Source organism: Polaromonas sp. P1_F2, from assembly GCF_056405735.1.
Genome location: NZ_JBFUBN010000013.1, coordinates 122,079 through 140,693, shown reverse-complemented (window position 1 = coordinate 140,693; position 18,615 = coordinate 122,079). Strand labels below are relative to the sequence as shown.

Here is an 18,615-nt window from a genome sequence, read left to right as displayed (position 1 = left end):
CACTTCAACATCGGATCCGCCCACTCATGGCTGGCTCAGCATGAGGCGGCCGCGCGGGCCTACCGCCAGGCGCTGGCATTCAAGCCTGATTTCGTGGAGGCGGAAATCGCCTTGGGGGCGGCCCTGGAAGAACTGGGGCAGGATGAAGCAGCCCTGGAGAGCTATCGGCGCGCCTTGAAGATCAAGCCGGACCACGCCCAGGCCCATGAAAAGCGGGTTGACCTCCTGAAACGGCTTGAGCGCACCGATGAACTGGCTATCGCTTACCGCCAGATGCTGGAACTCGATCCCGACAATGTGGCCTGGCTCAACAATCTGGGAGCCGCCCAGAGAAAACAAGGACGGTTCAAGGATGCGGCCGCCAGTTTTCGTCGGGCGCTGTTGGCCGCTCCGGGAGATGCCTTGGCACACAACAACCTGGGTGCCACCTTGCGTTCGCTCGGGCAAATGACGGATGCGGCGGAAAGTTATCGGCGGGCACTGGAGATCCAGCCGAACTTCATCGAGGTTCACCACAACCTGGGAAACCTTCTCACGGACATGGGGCAGGGCGAACTCGCTGTGTCGAGCTACCGTCAAGCGCTTGCGATCAATCCTGATTTCGCCGAATCGATCACCGCCATAGGGGTTATTTTTCAACTGCAGGGGCGATTTGACGAAGCAATCGCCTGTCATCAACGGGCTCTGGCGATCAAGCCCGACAACGCGGACATCCACCGCAATCTGGGAAATACCCTGCAGAATCTCGGGCAGCTTGAAAGCTCTCTTGAGAGCACACGCCGCGCACTGGAACTCAAGCCTGACTTCAGCGATGCCTACAACAACCTGCTTTTCGCGCACAACTACCTGGCCAATCAGCCCGTGTCGGATTTGCTGGCCGAGGCCAGGCGTTTTGGCGACATGGTTGCCCGCTCCGCCCATCGGCAACTTGTCTGGACCAATACCCCCGATCCCAAGCGCACGCTGCGCGTAGGCTTGGTATCGGGGGATCTCTGCGGTCATCCTGTCGGCCGCTTTCTGGATGGTGTTGTCGCGGCCCTGGCATCTACTGCCTTAGGCCTGGAACTGTTTGCATACCCCACACGCATCTGCGATGACGCGCTCAGTCAAAGGATCAGGGCCGGCTGCAGGGCGTGGCATCCAGTCGTGGGACTTTCCGACGAACATGCGGCTGAGCAGATACGCGACGATGAGATTGATATCCTGATCGATCTTTCGGGGCATACCGCCTACAACCGCTTGCCCTTGTTTGCCTGGAAACCCGCGCCCGTGCAATTGTCCTGGTTGGGCTATTTCGCGACCACTGGCGTGTCTGCAATGGACTACCTTCTCGCCGACCCCTGGACGCTGCCGGCAAGCGAGGAGATTAATTTTACGGAGAAGATCTGGCGCCTGCCGGAAACCCGCCTTTGTTTCACACCGCTGGACACTGACCTTGCCGCCGGCCCGCTACCCGCGCTGGCAAACGGCTTTGTCACCTTCGGCTGCTTCAATAACCTGACCAAGATGAACGATGCGGTAGTGGCGCTGTGGGCGCGAGCACTGAACGCCGTACCGGCGAGCCGCCTGTTTCTCAAAGGCCGGCAGATCCGGGAGCTTCCAGGGCAGCGCAAGGTCATTGATCGCTTCGCCGCACACGGAATTGCGGCCGATCGGCTGATTCTGGAAGACTATGGTTCACGCGAGAGCTATCTGGCGGCTTATCAACGGGTGGACATTGCCCTTGACCCCTTTCCCTACCCGGGTGGTGCGACCACCGTGGAAGCCTTGTGGATGGGTGTGCCGGTGCTGACGCTGGCGGGAGAGCGGTTTTTGTCGCGGCAAGGCGTCGGCCTGCTGATGAACGCAGGACTGCCCGAATGGGTCGCGAAAGATCCCGGCGACTATGTCGCCCGTGCGGTCTCGCATGCCGGTGACTTGCAGGGCCTGGCCCGGCTGCGCGCGGGTTTGCGGCAGCAAGTGCTGGCTTCACCCATCTTCGACGCACCACGCTTTGCCGGTCATTTCGAGGCTGCCCTGCGCGGCATGTGGCAATTGTGGTGTGAGCAGAATCCCATGCCTGCCACGGCAGGCTGAAGAGGCCGGCAATGGGAATATTTGACAGATTTGTGCGAGTGTCGCGCCCCGCCGCAAAAGCGGATGCGCAAGCAGCGCCGGGTCCGGATCCGGGTTTGAGCGCCGATGATCTGCTGGCGCAGGGCATGGAACTTGAACAGCAGGGGCGACCGGAAGAGGCGTTRCGGTGCTATGACCAGRCGATTGCCCTGGTACCCGACTATGCCCGGGCGCACTTCAACCGCGGCACCATACTGCTTGACCGGGGCGATGCACAAGATGCACTGGAGGCGTTTGCCAAGGCCGTGCAGTACAAACCGGACTCGGCCGGMGCCCACTTCAACATCGGATCCGCYCACKCAYGGCTGGCTCAGCATGAGGCGGCCGCGCGGGCCTACCGCCAGGCGCTGGCATTCAAGCCTGATTTCGTGGAGGCGGAAATCGCCTTGGGGGCGGCCCTGGAAGAACTGGGGCAGGATGAAGCAGCTGTGGAGAGCTATCGCCGCGGCTTGAAGATCAAGCCGGACCACGCCCAGGCCCATGAAAAGCGGGTTGACCTCCTGAAACGGCTTGAGCGCACCGATGAGCTGGCTATCGCTTACCGCCAGATGCTGGAACTCGATCCCGACAATGTGGACATACGCTATAGCCTGGGCCTGGTCTTGCACCATCTGGGCCAGCTGCGCGAGGCCGCGACCCACCTCCAGCGCGCAGCGGAACTCAAGCCTGATTTTGTCAACACGCATTGCCATCTCGGTGACATTTTTATGGCGTTGCGCATGTTCGGCGAAGCGGCGGCAAGTTATAGCAAAGCGCTCCAACTCGAGCCCCAGAATGCCGAGGTGCACCACAACCTGGGTGCCGCCTTCAAAGACCTTGGCCAGCTCGACGATGCGCTGAAAAGTTACCGCAGCGCGCTAGCTATCAAGCCCGATTTTCCCATCGCGCAAAGCAATCTTTTGTTGACTCAGCATTTCCTGCCCAGCCTTTCGCCCGAACAGTTGCGAGACGAGGCCCAGCGCTTCGGCGCGATGGTTTCGAAGTTGGCTCCACCTCCCGCCAGCTTGAGGAACCAGGCGGATCCCGACCGACGCTTGCGTGTGGGCTTTGTCTCGGCGGATTTGCGCTCACATCCCGTGGCTTACTTTATCGAGAGCGTGCTGGAGGCTCTGTCGACCGAAGCGGCGGGTCGGCTGGAACTCTTTGCCTATTCCAACTCGCCGGATGCCGACGACGTCACGGAACGGCTTAAAGGCCATATGCAAGGCTGGTATGTGGCGTTTGGCCAACCCGATGAAGTCCTGGCCAAGCGTATTCGCGATGACGGGATAGATATCCTGATGGACCTCTCGGGGCATACCGGCAAGAACCGTCTTCCTGTCTTTGCCTGGAAAACCGCCCCCGTGCAGATCAGCTGGCTGGGTTACTTCGCTACCACGGGTGTCGAGGCCATCGATTACCTGATTGCCGACCCCTGGACCTTGCCCCCCGAGCTGGAGAGTCATTTCACCGAAGAGATCCTGCGCCTGCCGGAAACCCGGCTTTGTTTTACCCCGCCCGCGCACTCTGTTGAGGTTACGCCCCTGCCTGCCTTGCGCAACGGCTACGTGACCTTTGCCTGCTTCAATAACCTGTCAAAGATGAACGATGCGGTTGTCGCCTTGTGGGCCCGGGTACTGCACGCCGTACCCGGCAGCCGCTTGAGACTCGCGGCGCCACCGGACCAGCAGATCCGCTGGCAGCAAGCCGTAGCAGAGCGCTTTGCCGTCCACGGTATCAGCACCGAGCGGCTGCATGTACTGAGCGCGGGACCTCGCGCGGCCTACCTGGCGACCTACCAGGAGGTCGACATTGCTCTCGACCCATTTCCCTACACGGGTGGAACGACCACGGCCGAAGCCCTGTGGATGGGGGTGCCGGTGCTGACGCTGGCTGGCAAGAGCTTTCTGGCCCGCCAGGGCGTTGGATTGCTGATGAACGCCGGCCTGCCCGAATGGGTGGCCGAAGACGCCGATGACTATGTGAGAAGAGCCGTCTCGCATGCCAGCGACTTGCCGCGCCTGGCATCGCTGCGCGCCGGCATGAGGCAGCAGGTCCTGGCTTCACCGCTTTTCGACGCGCCGCGGTTTGCCCGGCACTTTGAAGAAGCCTTGCGCAGCGTGTGGCGCAAGTGGTGCGCGGCTCAAACCGCCTCGAAGGCGCGCGCGCCGAGCTGAATCGCCGACGCTACAGCTTCCCGCAAGCCCCTAGCCCCTATTTGATGCAAACCGAACGAACCATCTTCAGGTCGGTCAGTCCCATCAATACCTTCTCCATGCCGTCCATCTTCAGCGTGTGCATGCCGCTGCTGACCGCACTGGCGAACAGCTCGGCCACGCGGGCCCGTTCCTGGATCAGTTTTTTCGCGGCGTCGTCGGCAATCATGAGTTCATGTAAGCCGATCCGGCCTTTGTAGCCGGTCTTGCCGCATTTGTCGCAGCCCACGGCGCGGTACACGGTGAGCTTGCCGTCCTTGCCGTAGCGCTCCATCCAGTCTTCAAACAGCTTTTGCGACTCGCCGCCCTCATCGGCTTTCCAGGCGTCGGTGTGCCGCAGCTCTTCGGAGTATTCCTTGATGAAATCCTTGATTTCTTGCGAGCTCAAGGTATGAGCCTCCTTGCAGTCGCACAGTTTTTTGGCCAGTCGCTGCGCCAGGATGCCCAGCAAAGCGTCGGCGAAATTGAAGGGGTCCATGCCCATGTCCAGCAGGCGGGTGATGGATTCGGGCGCGGAGTTGGTGTGCAGGGTAGAAAACACCATGTGGCCCGTCAGTGAGGCCTCGACGCCCATGGCCACGGTTTCCTTGTCGCGCGACTCGCCGACCATGATGATGTCCGGGTCGGCCCGCAGGAAGGCGCGCATGACCAGCGCGAAGTCAATGCCGGCCTTGCGGTTGATCTGCACCTGGCGCAAACCTTTTTGCGTAATTTCGACCGGGTCCTCGGCGGTCCAGATCTTGGTGTCCGGCGTGTTGAGGAATTTCAGGATGGAATGCAGCGTCGTGGTCTTGCCGGAGCCGGTGGGGCCGCACACATAGAACAGGCCGTAAGGCTTGGAGACGGTTTTTTCGAGCCGCTCCTTGTTGTGCGCGGTGAGGCCGAGCTTTTCCAGCGGAATCGGCTCGCCGGCGGCCAGGATCCGCATGACCACGTCTTCCACGCCACCGGCGGAAGGAATCGTGGCCACGCGCAGCTCGATGTCCAGCGGGCCATATTTCTTGAACTTGATCTTTCCGTCCTGCGGCTTGCGCTTTTCGGAAATGTCCAGGTCGCACATGATCTTGAGCCGGGTCACCATGGCCTGGCGGAACTGCGCCGGCACTTCGATGTAGGGCTGCAAGGTTCCATCGATTCGGAACCGGATCCCGGTCTTGGCCTTGCCTGGCATGGGCTCGATGTGGATGTCAGACACCTTCTGGTTGTAGGCGTCGATGATGACCTTGTTGACGAACTTGACCAGTTCGTTGTCGGCCGCCGCGGATTCCAGCGACGACTCGTCGAGAGAATCGCCTTCCAGCGGCGAATCCATGTCGGCCAGCAACTGGTCGATGGTGCTGCTGTCGGTTCCCGCTCCGAACAGCTGGTTCAGCGTCTCGTCGAACTCGGTCTGCGTCGTGACGCGGTAGGCGAACTTGGTGATGCGCGGGAACACCTGGGGAACAACGCGCGCCCCGCGCACGGCCTCCGGATCCATGCACATGATCACCAGGCCGTCCGTGGTTTCCTCCAGCGGTATCCAGCCCTGTTGCCCGATGAACTCGCGCTTGAGCGGCCCGTGCAGCATTTCGGAGCGTATGCGGCCTGCGTTGAAGGCCTCATAACCCACGCCGAAAAACTTCGCCAGCGACTGGCCGATCTGGGTGGGGCGAATGTGGTAGTTGGCCATCAGCATGTGCTCGACCGACTTGCCCTCTTCACGCGCCAGCTGAATGCATTGCTGCAGTTCGTCCTGCGACAGGACACCTTCGGTGACCAAGCCGTCGTACTTGGTCGCCTTGCGCCGCTGGCCGTCTTCCGTTCTCTGCATGCGCTGGCGAATCGCGATGCCCAGTGTCTTGCAGAGCTGGCGGGCGCCGTCTTCCTCGAGCTTTCCAAAGGGCTGGTCGCTGCGGTTGTTGATGACCTGCAGGACGCCGTACAGCGTGTCGCCGTCCATGACGGGCGCCACCAGCATCTGCTTGGTCCTGTAGCCCGAGCGCTTGTCGACTTCCTGGAGAAAGCTCAAGGCTGGATGGATTTTCTTGAGCGTTTCCTCGTCGTAGACATCGGCGATGTTGACCATCTGGCGGGACATGGCCACATAGCCTGCGATGCTTTGCGCGCTGACCGGAAGCTTCAGGTCGCGACTGGTGTTGAGTCCCGTCTTGACCTTGGACACGATGGATGTGCGATCTTCATTGACGGCGTACAGGGTCAACCGGTCGGCGTTGAAGAGCTTGCAGATGTCTTGGCTCGCCTCCAGCATGATCTGGTCGATGTTTTCGGTCTCATGGATGCGGTTGGTGACCAGCTGCAGCTGCCGGAAATACAGCGCCTCGAAGGTGACGCCGCGCTCTTGCGGCGGCAGCATCTGCGAGTCGAAAAACTCATCCTGGGGGTCTCGTTGCAATACGGCGCTCATAGTTCGAACTCCTGGCCTGCCCGTAGCCACCGGATATCGTGCGAGACGTTGGGGCCAAACGGACGGGTTTGGTCAAAACGCTGTATCTCGGCCATGATGAGGTCGGTTTCGGCAGGCTTGGTGTGGGTGATGTAGATCGGGTAGTTCTTCCCGCGTTCAATGCAGTCGAGCTCATTGGCCAGCGCATGGGGCGACAGGTGCAGGCTGCGCTTGGCAAGCTCGCGCTCGCGGTTGCTGAAAGCGGTTTCGATGACCAGCATGGCCACGTTCATCTGGTTGATCCGTGCCCACAGGGCCGGATTCTGTTCGGTGTCGCCGGTGAACACCCAGCAGCCCTTGCCGGTGGCCACGGCGTATCCCACGGCCGGGACGGTGTGCACCGCCGGCAGCACTTCCACGTGTTTTCCCGCCAGTAGCAGGGTCTGCCCCACATCCAGGGGATGAAAACTGATGAACGGCGCTTCCGGCGTGGGGATTCTCGAAAAATCCGGCCAGATGGTGTTGTTAAAGATGTGCGCCTTCAGCGCGTTGATGGTGCCTTGCAGGGCGTGAATCTGTATTGGCGTGGTTCGCCGCGCCGCGATGGCGTCCACCATCAGGGGCAGCGCGGCGACATGGTCAAGGTGCGAATGCGTGAGCAACACATGGTTGATGCCGGCCATCTCGTCGAGCGTGAGGTCTCCCACACCCGTGCCCGCGTCGACCAGCAGGTCGTTGTCCAGCAGAAAAGACGTGGTCCGGCAGTCCTTGGCAATGGCTCCCGAGCAGCCTAGTACACGTACTTTCATGAGGTTTTCCGGTTGGCCTTGCGTTGGTCTTTGTATTATTTGGTCTCAAAATTGGTTGCGCCATCCCACTCCGGATCGAACGGCAGCAGCCTCATGGAGGCTACACGCTCCGCATACAGCCGGTAAAGGAACTTTTTGCCATTTGCCCGCTGCAAATTTAGTAACTGAACGTCACACTGGTCCCAGTCCTGGGCACGGTACGCTTTCAGTGCCATGCCCCAGGTTTTCAGTTCGGCGGTGCTGTCCTTGTCGATGCGGTCCGCCGGCGCCAGCGGCCAAAAAATGGCCACGGCCTGATCTTTGCCCTTCACGCGGACTTTGTCCAGTTCCTGCCACGCGAAATCACCGGCCAGCTTGCGGGTGGATTCGCTGACCACGATGTCGACGCCATAGGTTTTGGACAAGCCCTCCAGGCGCGAGCCGAGGTTAACGGCGTCACCGATCACGGTGTAGCTGCGGCGGATGTCCGATCCCATGTCACCCACACACATGGTGCCGGTGTTCAGGCCTATGCCGATACCGATCTCGGGTAAACCCTTGGCCTTGTGCTCTTCGTTGAGCCTGCGGACGGCGTTTGACATTTCGAGCGCGGTTTTCACGGCCAGCGCAGCGTGGTCGGGCGTGTCCACCGGAGCGCCCCAAAACGCCATGACACAGTCGCCCATGTATTTGTCGATAGTGCCGCGGTTGCCCCGTATCAGGTCCGTCAGGCGGCTGAAGACACTGTTGAGCAGCGCCTGCAGCTGGGTCGGCTCCATGGTCTCCGACATCTTGGTGAAGCCGCGCATGTCGCAGAACATGACGGTCAGCTCCTTGGTGGTCGCTGTCATGCTGTAACTGTCGGGGTCTTTCACCATCTCGTCGACCAGTTCAGGCGGCACGTAGGTGCCGAACAGGTTGGCCAGTTCGCGCTTGGAGCGGCTTTCGACGAAATAGCCGTAACTCATGTTGAGCGCAAAAGCCGTCAGCGCCATCACCACCGCGCTGGCCAGCGGCAGCACCAGGCCGTAGCCCGCATAGAGCCAGAAATTCAGCCCGGCGATGGCGGCGGTCACGGCCAGGCTGACCAGGACCGCGCGGGAGGCCGACAGCAGGGGCAGCGCGAACGCCAGCGTGAGGCCCGACAACAGCAAAATGACGATCTCGAACCCGACCGCATAGTCGGGCTTGACGAAGACCTTGCCGTCCAGGAAACCAGAGATCACATTGGCGTGGGTTTCCACGCCGGGATAGGTCTCCCCGACCGGCGTGACCCGCAAATCGAGAAGGCCGGGGGCCGTGGTGCCGACCAGGACGATCTTGTCCTTGAGCGAGCCGGGCGCCAGGCGCTTGGCCAGCACGTCGGCCGCCGAAATGTAGCGAAACGAGCCTCCATTGGCGCCGCCGTTGCCGCGAAATGGCACCAGCGTGGCAACCCGGTCGTCGACCGGAATCGCCAGTACCTTGCCGCCTTGCTTGAGCAAAATGCTTTCCAGCCCCTGGTAATTGCGCGTGAGGAATTTTTCCGGCGGGAAGCCGGGCTCGACCTTGGGCAAGCCCACCAGCATGCGGAACATGGCCAGCGCCAGCGATTCGTAGTACTGCCCCTTGTATTCCGCCAGCAGGGGGATGGAGCGCACCACGCCGTCGCCTTCGGTGATGGAGTTGAAGAAGCCGCCCAACGGAGCGGCCTTGGCCAGGAGTTCGATATTGGCGCCGTAACCATTCCAGCTGGTGAACTTGATCGGGCGGCCGCCCAGCGCATCGCGGTCCATGACGGGCGCGGGCAGGACGCCGTTGACGCGTCCGTCCCTGTCGCTGGTGAAGTAATAGCCCATCACGACCGGCCGCTTCTCGATCGCCTTGGCGAATACCGCGTCGTAATCCAGGCTGGCCTGCAGCTGGTTGAGCTTTTCCGAAAAACCGGGCTGGTCCTTCAGTTCCGTCTGCGCCAGCTGTTTGAGGCGTTTCAGGCCCGAGCTTTCATCGGCTTCGGCGAACACCACGTCGAATCCCAGCAGGGCGGTCTTCTGGCGGTCCTGCAGCTCCTCGACCAGCTCGGCAAGCCTGTTGCGCCCCCAGGGCCAGCGGCCGACTTCGGCCAGGCTTTTTTCATCGATGTCGACGATGACGATGCGCTCATCCAGGGTGTGCGGCATCGTCGCCCGAAGGCGCGCGTCGTAAATGATGTCGTCCAGCCGCTGCAGCACGCCGATGCGCAACACGCCGCCCGCATGCAGCAGGGCAAACACGAGCGGAATCAGCGTGACGGCGATGCGAGGCCAGTGCCGGGAGAGGAGTCTCATGAGACCTCGGGTGTTGGGTGCTGACGGTCCGCGCTAATGCGAAGCCCGGGCAGGCACCCGGGTCAATGTTGGACGAACTGCATCTGCGTTCCGGCCAGTTCGAGCATGTCGCCGTTTTTCAGGATCACGGGCTCGGCCCCGATGGGCGCACCGTTGAGGGTCGGTTTTCCGGCCCCTTCCACATGGGCCACGACAAAGCCCTGAGGCCGCTTGGTGATTGCGGCCACCGCGACGCCGGGCTTGCCGATGGTGGTCACCACCTTGACCAGCGCCACTTCGCGGCCGGCCGCGGCACCCGACATGACCTTGATGGCCGCGCTGATGTTGCCGCCAGCGTCGGCGGGCGCCGCCGCTGGTGCACCGCCGGGAGGAGGCGCGACCAGGCCCGCGGAGCCGGCCTTGATGATCATGGTTTTTTCGAAACCGGCAGGCTGGGCCTCGTTCACGTACTTGATCTTGTACTTGCCGATTTCCACCGTGTCGCTGTTTTGCAGCAACAGTTTCTTCACGGCCTTGCCGTTGACGTAGGTGCCATTGGTGCTGTTGAGGTCTTCAAGGTAGACCTCGTTGCCGGACATCTGCAGGACGGCATGCTCCCCGCTGACAGCGAGGTTGTCAATGACGATGTCGTTGTAGGGCCTGCGACCCAAAGACGTCCTGTCTTTCGTCAACTGGACTTCCTTGATCACAACGCCGTCAATAGAGACGATCATTTTCGGCATGGCCGACTCCTGTCTGTTTTTAAATTTTCAGTCACCGCGCTATTTTCCCAGCATTCTGGACAAAAGCCCGCGCTTGACCGAGTCTTCTTTCGCGTAAGCCAGCAAGACGGAAATATTATCGCGTCCGCCGGCCTCGTTCGCCGCCGCAATCAGCTGCTTTGACTTTTGTTCCAGCGTTCCCGCCCCCGCCAGGATGGCGGCAATGCCCGGGTCCGCCACCATGTCCGACAAACCGTCGGAACACATCAGGTAGAGGTCGCCCGATTCCACGCGGTGCTCGTTGACTTCCACCAGCACAGTATCTTCCACGCCCAGAGCGCGCGTCACCAGGTTCTTGTTCAGGGACGTCAGGGCCTGCTCGGGGGTGATCAGCCCGGCGTCGATCTGCTCCTGGAGCAGCGAGTGGTCCTTGGTGATCTGCTGGAGCTCCTGGCCGCGCAGGCGATAGCAGCGCGAATCGCCGATATGGCCCAGCATCAAGCGCCCGTCCTGGAAAACACCCACGACCAGCGTGGTGCCCATGCCCGTGTATTGGGGGTTGGAGTTGGCAGCGTTGAAAATCGAATGGTTGGCGTTTTCCACGCAGATTTCCAGCGCCCGGCGCACTTCCTTGGCATTCGCGTGCCGGCCTGCCTGGGACAGCCAGCGCCCCATTTCCGACTTGATGAAGGCCACGGCCATGCCGCTGGCGATCTCGCCGGCGTTATAGCCGCCCATGCCGTCCGCCAGGATGCAAAGGCGCGTCGCCGGGTCGAACGCCACCGCGTCCTCGTTGTTATCCCGCGTCAACCCTGGGTCGGTATGTGTACAAATCTCGTAGATCATCTTGTTCGTGTTGTCACTGGGTGTCTTTGTCGCTGGCGGGTGGCCTGGAGACAACGGTTTTGTCAAACGTCGGGGTTCCGCCGGCATTCATGGCCTGGGTGGCATCATAGGCGCTGGGCTCTGGGGCCGGCGCGGCAGGGGCGGCAGGGGCGGATTGCACCACGGTGGCGTCGAATGAAGCCCCGGGAGCGGCCGGCGGGGCTGAATAGGCCGGCGCGGATGGGGCTGCGGGTGCGCCGCCCTCCAGGGCTGCGATGAGTTCGCGCAGGTCGGCCGCAAAGCGGTCGCCGTCCTGGTAGCGAAGCTCCGGTTTTTTGGCCAGCGACAGCGCGACGACCTCAGACAGCCGCGCGGACAGCTCCTTGCGGATGATGCGGATGTCCGGCGCCTCTTCGTTGGCGATCTTGTACATCAGCTCGGCCATGGAGTCGCCGCGGAAAGGCAGCACGCCGGCCAGCATCTGGAACAACATGACGCCCAGCGAATACAGGTCCGAGCGCCCGTCGACCTTCTTGCCGGCGATCTGCTCGGGCGACATGAAGCTGGGCGTGCCCAGCACCAGGCCGGTCTTGGTCTTGCTGGAGTCCGTGATGCGGGCAATGCCGAAGTCGGTCACTTTCACCGTGTCGCTATCGATCTCGTACATGATATTGGCCGGCTTGATATCCCGGTGCACCACGTTCTGTTTGTGCGCGTAAGCCAGGGCTTCGGCCACCCGAGCCACGATGGACAAGACCTTGGGAATCGGCAGCAGGCTGCCGTCCTTGGTGACGTCGGCCAGGTCCTTGCCCTTGAGGAATTCCATGGCGATGTAAGCCAGGTCATGCTCTTCGCCGGCATCAAATATCGTCACGATGTTCTGGTGCTGCAGGCGGCCGGCCGTCTCGGCCTCGCGGAAGAAGCGCTCGCGCGCATCGTCGAGCTCTTCACCCTCGAATTCCTGGCTCAGCGCCATGGTCTTGATGGCCACGACACGGCCGATCTTGGGGTCCTTGCCGAGGTAGACGACGCCCATGGCGCCCTTGCCCAGCTCTTTTTCCACTTGGTAGCGGCCCAGCATGGGTTTCTCGACGGCGCCGCCGTCCAGCAGCATGGTGCCGCCGGGATGCGAGCCGCCGCCGCCCAGGATGACGGTCTCGGAGAGGTTTTTGGCGCGGTTCAGCCTGGACTGCAGGTCTTTGTGGTTCTTGTTATAGGTGGCCATGTACTCGTACACGGCCTGGGCCTTGTTGAACTGCCGCTTGCGCTCGAAGTCCAGCGCGAGGTTGTTCATGTTGTCCATCAGCGCATCGGTGAAAGGCACGCGGCGAAAGCGGTCGAAAGCCATGTCGAGCTGGCCCTGGCCTTGCAGTGCCAGGCCCATCATGCGGTTGGTTTCAGCCGACTCCTCATCGGACTTGAGCTTGCCGGCCTCGGTCATCAGGAAGCGCTTGGTGGTCAGCGCCAGGTGGCCTATGACCAGGAGGGCCGCAGGGAAGATGAATTTGAGCCAGGTCGCGGCCGCCGACAGCAGGCTGAACTCGACCACCAGCAGCACCACGAACAGCAGCAAGGTGACGATGGCTGCCTTGCCCGCCGACAGACGCGGCAGCCCGGCAATCAGGTAGCCGGCCACAAGCAGCAACACTCCCAGCGTGGCCCAGACACCCCAGCCCGGCTGCACGATGAAATGCTCGCTCAGGATGCTGGAAGTGATGTGCGCGATGGTTTCCGCCGGCGAAAGCCCGGGGCCGGCCGGCGTCGGGAACTGGGTGCCCACGCCCGCGGCGGTGGCACCGATGATCACGATCTTGTCGGCGTACTTGGCGGCCGGAATCTTGCCGGAAATCACGTCGTAAAACGAATCCACCGCAAAAGCGGGCCGGCCATCCTTGCCCTTGTAAAACTGCGGCAGCATCAGCGCCGACTCGTCGGTCTTGACCATCAACTTGCCGATCTGTACCGACTCACCCACATTGAGCTTGATGTCGGCGGGCCCGAGGTTCAGGCTCTTGGCCGCCACCAGCAGGCTCATCGAGGGCACGGCCTTGCCGTAGTAGTTGATCAGCAGGGGTTCCTGGCGCACGGCGCCGTCCACATCGGGCAGCTGGTTGAGGTGGGCGATGCCGGCGGCCGCCGCGCCTATCAGCTCGATGGGCTGCTGGCCGCGAATGGCCGGCAGCGAGAAGTTATTGGTTTCATCCACCGCGCTCTTCAGGGCATAGGCCGGCAGCGGGTTGTCGGGACGGCCCTGGGGCACTCCCAGCTGGAACACCGAGGGAACCAGGACATTGCCTGCCTTGGTCATGCTGGTCGCGAGCTTGGCGTCGGTATCCAGGGCTATCTCGGCCTCGGCGATGACCTTGCCGAGCTGTTCGGGCAGGCCGCCCTGGGATGCCGTGGCCGGGTCGGCCGCTGGGCCGAGCGCTTCCTTCATCTTGCGGATGAAGACCAGGCCGCGGTCCGTCTGCGGTTCGAAGAAGAAAGCGGTGTGGGCGATGGTCTTGGCCTTGGCGGCCGAAAGCTGGTCGATCAGCTGCGCATGCACGTCGCGTGGCCAGGGCCAGCGGCCGATGTTGGCGATGCTCTGGTCGTCGATGGCGATGATGGCGATGCGGTCGGAGGGCTGGCGCGAGGTGCTGGTGCTTGCGAAATCGTAGTAGCGGCGCTCCAGGGTGCCAAAAAAGTCCGTCAGGCCATGCAGAAAAAGGACGGCCAGCACCACCAGGACCCCGACGAACCAGTCGGCCCGCCAGAACTGACTCAGCTTTCTAGATGATTTGGCCACTACCCGTCCCTTGTCCTGTTTCGCTGTGCATCGCTATGCCATTTTTTAATTGCTTTGTATTACCAGCCGCCCGGTAACGGCCGGTTTCGCGCACCCGGCACCACCCGCCGGCTGTTTCGGCAGGTTACAAGTCTCCTGATAGGGGACATTAACAGACGGGGTGCGGCTGGACAAGGGACTTTTGCACGGCAGCCGCGCCGACTGTTGCAAATAAGTGGTTTTTCATCGCATGCGCCAAAACCCGCGCGATGCGGGCATGGCGGGCTGGTACTTTCCCTCCCCCCGCTGCCACGACGCAGCCGCCGGGCGGGCGGGTTTCAGGCCGAAGGCGCTTTTTCCTTCTGACGTTTGGTCAGGTAGGTGCCCAGCGCCACGACCAGCACGGCGCCCAGGAGGCCGCCCGCGGTAACCGTGTGATCGCCGATGGGCCCGAAATAGGCGACCACCGCCGGGTCGGTCAGCAGCATTTCACCGGCCAGGAAGCCGAGCAGGGCGGCGCCTATGGTGATGATGATGGGAAAGCGCTCCATGACCTTGGTCAGCAGGGTCGCGCCGAAGATGATCAGCGGAATGCTCACCAGCAGGCCCAGGACCAGCAGCGGCAGGTTGCCCTTGGCGGCGGCGGCCACCGCCAGCACGTTGTCCAGGCTCATGACCAAGTCGGCGATCAGGATGGTGCGAATGGCGGCCATCATGCCGTTGATTTCATGGCCTTCGCCGTCTTCGTCTTCCTCGCCCTTGAGCAGGTCCACGCCGATGTAGACCAGCAGGAGGGCACCTATGAGCTTCAGGTAGGGCAGGCTCAGCAGCTGGATGGCCACGATGGTCAGGACGATACGCATGACGATCGCCGCGGCGCTGCCCCAGAAGATGGCTTTGCCGCGCTGCTCGGGCTTGAGCGTGCGCGCCGCCATGGCGATCACCACGGCGTTGTCGCCCGACAGCACGATGTTGGCAAGGATGATGGAGCCGAAAGCGCTCCAGAAAAGCGGGGACGTGAGGTCCAGTCCGAAAAACATGGCTATCTCCTGTTATCAATGAAAAAAAGCGCCGGGCAGCGCTTTTTTTTGTTTTTTCGAGTTTAGCCCGGATAGGCGCGGGCAGCGTTCGTATTAATGCTTACGACCGCCGCCACCTCTGGCCGCCTTACAGCAGCGCCTTGAGCAGCTTGGCCATTTCCGAGGGGTTGCGCGTCACGGTGAAGCCGCAGGCTTCCATGATGGCCAGCTTGGCGTCGGCCGTGTCGGCGCCGCCGGAAATCAGCGCACCGGCATGGCCCATGCGCTTGCCGGCCGGAGCCGTCACGCCGGCGATGAAGCCGACGATCGGTTTTTTCATATTGGCTTTGCACCACTGGGCGGCTTCGGCCTCGTCGGGGCCGCCGATTTCGCCGATCATGATGACGGCGTCGGTTTCCGGGTCGTCATTGAAAGCCTTCATCACGTCGATGTGCTTGAGGCCGTTGATCGGGTCGCCGCCGATGCCCACGGCGCTGGACTGGCCCAGGCCGATTTCGGTGAGCTGCGCCACGGCTTCATAGGTCAGCGTGCCGGAGCGGCTGACCACGCCGATGCGGCCCTTGCGGTGGATATGGCCCGGCATGATGCCGATCTTGATTTCGTCGGGAGTGATCAGGCCGGGGCAGTTGGGGCCCAGCAGCAGGGTCTTCTTGCCGCCGGCGGCTTCCTTGGCCTTCATGCGGTTGCGCACTTCCAGCATGTCCTTGACCGGGATGCCTTCGGTGATGCAGATGGCCAGGTCGAGATTGGCTTCCACAGCTTCCCAGATGGCGGCGGCAGCGCCCGCGGGCGGCACATAGATGACCGACACGGTGGCGCCGGTGGCCTTGGCGGCTTCGGTCACGTTCGCGAAAATCGGGATGCCTTCGAAGTCTTCGCCGGCTTTCTTGGGGTTCACACCGGCCACAAAGGCCTCTTTGCCGTTCGCGTAGTCGCGGCACATGCGGGTGTGGAACTGGCCGGTCTTGCCGGTGATGCCCTGGGTGATGACTTTGGTGTGTTTGTTGATGTAGATCGACATGCTTGTGTTCTCCTGGGCTTACTTGACGGCGGCCACGATTTTGGTCGCGGCTTCGGCCATGGTGTCTGCGGCGATGATGGGCAGACCGGAGTCCGCCAGCATTTTCTTGCCCAGGTCTTCGTTGGTGCCCTTCATGCGCACGACCAGCGGAACGGAGAGGTTCACGGCCTTGCAGGCGGTGATCACGCCGTCGGCGATGGTGTCGCACTTCATGATGCCGCCGAAGATGTTGACCAGGATGCCTTTGACATCGGGGTTCTTCAGCATGATCTTGAAGGCTTCGGTGACTTTTTCAGCCGTCGCGCCGCCGCCCACGTCCAGGAAGTTGGCCGGCTCGCCGCCGAACAGCTTGATGGTGTCCATGGTCGCCATGGCCAGGCCGGCGCCGTTGACTAGGCAGCCGATGTTGCCGTCCAGGCTGATGTAGGCCAAGTCGAACTTGCTGGCTTCGACTTCGGCCGGGTCTTCCTCGTCCAGGTCGCGGTAGGCGACGATTTCGGGGTGGCGGAACAGCGCGTTGGCGTCGAAGTTGAACTTCGCGTCAAGGGCCATGACTTCGCCCTTGCTGTTGCGGTTCAGGGGGTTGATTTCAACCAGCGACGCGTCGGTGTCCATGTAGCACTTGTAGAGCTTTTGCAGGATGTCAACGGTCTGTGCGACGGAGTCGGCGGGCATGCCGATGCCGGCGGCGACTTCTTTCGCCTGGGCGTCCGTCATGCCGACCAGCGGATCGACAAACACCTTGATGATTTTTTCGGGGTTGGAGTGGGCCACCTCTTCGATGTCCATGCCGCCTTCGCTGGAAGCGATGAAGGCAACCTTCTGCGATTCACGGTCGGTCACGGCCGAAACGTAGTATTCCTTCTGGATGTCGGCGCCGTCTTCAATATAGAGGCGGCGGACTTTCTGGCCTTCTGGGCCGGTCTGGTGCGTCTTCAGTTGCATGCCCAGGATTTCGCCGGCAATGCGCTTGACGTCCTCGATGGTCTTGGCGACCTTCACGCCGCCACCCTTACCGCGTCCGCCCGCATGGATCTGCGCCTTGACCACCCATACCGGGCCGCCCAGCTTCTGGGCGGCTTCCACCGCTTCCTGCACCGTGAAGGCCGGAATGCCGCGCGGCACAGGCACACCAAAATTGCGCAAGATTTCCTTGCCCTGGTACTCGTGAATTTTCATGAAAAACCTTCAGAATTCAGTAAAAGAGGGGGTGCAACTGGGATTTGGGGCAGGGCTGTGGGGTGTCGGAAACAGGCCACACCGGCCCAAAAAACCACGTCGGCGGTCACTGCAGGCAGCAACGCAGAACTGTATCATGGTGCGACGCACAATTCTTGTGCCGGGCTTACACCCCGAAATGGCGCCGAAATGGGCTTTTTCAGGTGTTTTTAGCGGCCCCGCGACCTTGTATTTGCTTTGTTTGCCTTATTTGCGTATTCCATTTCTGTTGTCAGCACCTGGAAGTCCTCATGCCCAAAGTTTTTATTGACGGAGAAGCCGGCACCACGGGCCTGCAAATCCGTGAGCGGCTGCAAGCCATGCCGCAAATCGAGCTGGTCAGCATCGCGCCCGAGTTGCGCAAGGATGCCTCGGCCAAGCGCGCGCTGATGGCGCAGGTGGATATGGTGATTCTCTGCCTGCACGATGACGCGGCCCGCGAGTCGGTGGCCATGATTGACAGCCTCACCGGCAAGAAGCCCAAAGTCATCGACGCCTCCACCGCTCACCGCACCGTGCCTGGCTGGGTCTACGGCTTTCCCGAACTGACGCAGACACAACGTGCCGCCGTGGCGGCCGCCGACCGTGTCGGCAATCCCGGCTGCTACGCCACCGGCGCGATCGCGCTGATCCGTCCGCTGGTCGACGCCGGTGCGATCCCGGCCGATTTCCCTTTGAGCCTTCCGGCCGTGAGTGGTTACTCCGGCGGCGGGCGGCAAATGATCGAGGATTACGAGGCCGGCACCGCGCCCCTGTTTGAACTCTACGGCCTGGGCCTGAAGCACAAGCACCTGCCCGAAATCATGAAGTACACCGGCCTGTCACGCCGCCCGGTGTTCATCCCCTCGGTCGGCAACTTCAAGCAAGGCATGCTGGTGCAGTTGCCGCTGCACCTGGACCTGCTGCCCGGCAAGCCGACAGGCGCGCAACTGCAGGACATGCTGGCCAAACATTACGCCGGCAGCGAATGGGTCACGGTGCAGGCCGCGCCCGAGTCGGGCAAGCTGGACGCGCTGGCGCTCAACGACACCAACAAGATGGAACTGCGTGTGTTCGCCAACGAAGAGCACCGCCAGGCGGTGCTGGTGGCGCGGCTGGACAACCTGGGCAAAGGTGCCTCAGGTGCCGCCGTGCAAAACCTGAAGTTAATGTTGAATATATAGAGCCCCCACGTTCGCTCACTGCGTGTAGCTCTCTGCCCCCCGAGGGGGCGCTACGCCTGCGGCCCGGCAAAGCCGGTTCCGCGGCCCCTGCTT

Annotated in this window: 13 protein-coding genes; 4 read left to right on the top strand and 9 right to left on the bottom strand. The window is 62.1% G+C overall.

Annotated features, from left to right (window positions below; all coding sequences use genetic code 11):
* On the top strand, positions 1 to 2,076 hold a 2,076-nt coding region (locus tag AC1D0O_RS21820), incomplete at its 5' end, for an O-linked N-acetylglucosamine transferase, SPINDLY family protein (protein WP_477655587.1).
* 38 nt (positions 2,077 to 2,114) lie between these two features.
* The gene (locus AC1D0O_RS21815; RefSeq protein WP_477655586.1) at positions 2,115 to 4,271 is read left to right on the top strand and encodes a tetratricopeptide repeat protein; all 2,157 of its coding nucleotides are present in this window, start codon (positions 2,115 to 2,117) and stop codon (positions 4,269 to 4,271) included.
* A gap of 37 nt (positions 4,272 to 4,308) precedes the next feature.
* Here AC1D0O_RS21815 and AC1D0O_RS21810 read toward each other — a convergent pair whose 3' ends face one another.
* From AC1D0O_RS21810 to sucC, 9 genes are all read right to left on the bottom strand, one after another.
* Positions 4,309 to 6,714, bottom strand: a complete 2,406-nt coding sequence (locus AC1D0O_RS21810; RefSeq protein WP_477655585.1) for a GspE/PulE family protein — start codon at positions 6,712 to 6,714, stop codon at positions 4,309 to 4,311.
* Complete coding sequence (locus AC1D0O_RS21805; protein WP_477655584.1) at positions 6,711 to 7,502, bottom strand: 3',5'-cyclic-nucleotide phosphodiesterase; 792 nt, start codon at positions 7,500 to 7,502, stop codon at positions 6,711 to 6,713. Before AC1D0O_RS21805 ends, AC1D0O_RS21810 begins: the two co-directional genes overlap by 4 nt.
* 35 nt (positions 7,503 to 7,537) lie before the next feature.
* Positions 7,538 to 9,787, bottom strand: a complete 2,250-nt coding sequence (locus tag AC1D0O_RS21800) for a CHASE2 domain-containing protein (protein ID WP_477655583.1) — start codon at positions 9,785 to 9,787, stop codon at positions 7,538 to 7,540.
* A 62-nt stretch (positions 9,788 to 9,849) separates the two neighbouring features.
* Positions 9,850 to 10,509 carry an FHA domain-containing protein gene (locus tag AC1D0O_RS21795; RefSeq protein ID WP_477655582.1) on the bottom strand — a complete coding sequence of 220 codons (660 nt, stop codon included), beginning with the start codon at positions 10,507 to 10,509 and terminating at the stop codon, positions 9,850 to 9,852.
* A gap of 39 nt (positions 10,510 to 10,548) precedes the next feature.
* Entirely contained in the window at positions 10,549 to 11,334 is a 786-nt protein-coding gene (locus AC1D0O_RS21790; protein WP_477655581.1) for a Stp1/IreP family PP2C-type Ser/Thr phosphatase, read from the bottom strand.
* A gap of 13 nt (positions 11,335 to 11,347) precedes the next feature.
* A complete protein-coding gene (locus AC1D0O_RS21785) occupies positions 11,348 to 14,101 on the bottom strand; it encodes a CHASE2 domain-containing serine/threonine-protein kinase (protein WP_477655580.1) in 2,754 nt (917 codons plus the stop codon).
* Positions 14,102 to 14,418: 317 nt separating this feature from the next.
* The gene (locus AC1D0O_RS21780; RefSeq protein ID WP_477655579.1) at positions 14,419 to 15,120 is read right to left on the bottom strand and encodes a TerC family protein; all 702 of its coding nucleotides are present in this window, start codon (positions 15,118 to 15,120) and stop codon (positions 14,419 to 14,421) included.
* A 127-nt stretch (positions 15,121 to 15,247) separates the two neighbouring features.
* The gene (sucD, locus tag AC1D0O_RS21775) at positions 15,248 to 16,141 is read right to left on the bottom strand and encodes a succinate--CoA ligase subunit alpha (RefSeq protein WP_477655578.1); all 894 of its coding nucleotides are present in this window, start codon (positions 16,139 to 16,141) and stop codon (positions 15,248 to 15,250) included.
* An 18-nt stretch (positions 16,142 to 16,159) separates the two neighbouring features.
* Positions 16,160 to 17,320, bottom strand: a complete 1,161-nt coding sequence (gene sucC / locus AC1D0O_RS21770) for an ADP-forming succinate--CoA ligase subunit beta (protein ID WP_436157219.1) — start codon at positions 17,318 to 17,320, stop codon at positions 16,160 to 16,162.
* Here sucC and AC1D0O_RS21765 point away from each other — a divergent pair.
* Together AC1D0O_RS21765 and argC are read left to right on the top strand one after the other, a co-directional pair.
* Positions 17,319 to 17,630, top strand: coding sequence for a hypothetical protein (locus tag AC1D0O_RS21765; RefSeq protein ID WP_477655577.1), 312 nt, complete (start codon positions 17,319 to 17,321; stop codon positions 17,628 to 17,630). The two genes, sucC and AC1D0O_RS21765, sit on opposite strands and share 2 nt — an antisense overlap.
* A complete protein-coding gene (argC, locus tag AC1D0O_RS21760; protein WP_477655576.1) occupies positions 17,611 to 18,522 on the top strand; it encodes an N-acetyl-gamma-glutamyl-phosphate reductase in 912 nt (303 codons plus the stop codon). Before AC1D0O_RS21765 ends, argC begins: the two co-directional genes overlap by 20 nt.
* Positions 18,523 to 18,615: the final 93 nt, after the last annotated feature.